Below are 1,474 nucleotides of genomic sequence, written 5' to 3' on the forward strand. Positions count from 1 at the left end.
TCGCCACTTTGCCGCCATTAGGCAAAGAAAAAGGGTTAGCCTTTCGGCTAACCCTTTGTTTTAATTGGTGGAGGCGGCGGGACTTGAACCCGCGTCCAGAAAGCCTACATCCTCGGCACTACATGTTTAGTCTCTCTTTTATTTAACCAAGCAGTCTCCGAAAGACAGGATGCTACTTGGTGAGTCCGGTACTGTTTCGCGGTTCACCCCCGGACGGAGTTCCCTCGCTAGCACACTGTAATATGACCATCAGAATCCACTGTCCACGTGCGAAACGTGTGGTTGATGGCTAGCTAGCCTAAGCTGCTAGAGAGTAGTTAGAGTCGTTTGCAACTATAACGGTGCGGCTTTTTACGAGGCCAACCGCCCCTCGACATGCTCCTTGGGTTTCGTGAATCCTGTCGAATCCAGAATCGCCCCCAATTGAGTTAACTATAACGCTTTGTTAGATGAATACCTAGTATCCATTAACAAAATATAATCGTTTGTTCACTATCTGTTCGTTATAGGCCTGTGTTCAATAACAACTTATCAATTTTAATCGTTTCAGTGGCCTATCAACGAGATTAAGCGTTTTCTTTGTCTTTTTTCATCACACGAGCTTTTTCAATTTTCCACTCGCGTTCTTTGGTGTCTTCACGTTTGTCGTGATCTTTTTTACCTTTACCTAAGCCAATTTCGACTTTTACCCAGGCACCTTTGCGCCAGTACATTGATAATGGTACCAAGGTGTAGCCTTGACGTTCAATTAGGCCGGCAAGTTTGTCAATTTCACTGCGCTTTAATAGCAGTTTTTTGGTTCTGATTGGATCACATATTACATGGGTTGAAGCGGTATTAAGTGGTTGAATAGTACAACCATGCATAAAGGCTTCACCCTCTTTAATATAGACATAACAATCAGATAAATTTACTTTACCCATGCGAATGGACTTAACTTCCCAGCCCATAAGTTGTAATCCCGCTTCGATTTTGTCTTCTATGCGGTATTCAAAGGTCGCGCGTTTATTGCGTGCGATGCTCGCTGAGGCGTTTGCTGATTTCTTTTTTACCATATTATTACCGTTCTGATTGCCGTTATTGACCTGAAGGATGGTGCTGGACAACCCGCAGTGAGCCCATTTGATAAACTCTATTATGCTAATACTATTAACTAATAGATATGGGGGAGATTTTTGATATTTCAACGATTATACCCAGTTTCTTGGTGATTGTGTTATTTCCAACGTGATTTAACGCTCTTGGAGATGCCTTTTTTATTTAACGTGATAAAATCGCACTATTGTATTAACGATAGTGATGTCAGATGCCCAAGATTTCCAAAAGTATGCTGGTTAGATTTAGTGCCTTACAGATGTATGATTTAGTCAATGATGTTGAATCGTATCATGCTTTTCTACCGGGCTGTGTCGGTGGTAAGGTGCTTGAGTTTGATGGTCAAACTATGGTGGCATCGGTTGATGTCAGTAAGGCG

General features: G+C 42.4%; 2 protein-coding genes and 1 other RNA gene. 1 reads left to right on the forward strand and 2 read right to left on the reverse strand.

The features are described 5' to 3' along the window. Positions 1–65 precede the first annotated feature (65 nt). Both ssrA and smpB read right to left on the reverse strand, forming a co-directional pair. Positions 66–421: a transfer-messenger RNA gene (ssrA, locus tag CXF78_RS00290) on the reverse strand. Positions 422–566: 145 nt separating this feature from the next. Beyond that, positions 567–1,055 (reverse strand): SsrA-binding protein SmpB, encoded by a 489-nt coding sequence (smpB, locus tag CXF78_RS00295; RefSeq protein WP_011636568.1) that lies wholly within the window; start codon positions 1,053–1,055, stop codon positions 567–569. 251 nt (positions 1,056–1,306) lie between these two features. On the opposite strand from smpB, the gene CXF78_RS00300 reads away from it, so the two are divergent. Next, a partial coding sequence (locus CXF78_RS00300) for an SRPBCC family protein (RefSeq protein WP_308302228.1) occupies positions 1,307–1,474 on the forward strand: 168 nt, incomplete at its 3' end.

It is taken from the genome of Shewanella sp. 11B5 (assembly GCF_002836795.1).
GTDB lineage: Bacteria > Pseudomonadota > Gammaproteobacteria > Enterobacterales > Shewanellaceae > Shewanella > Shewanella frigidimarina.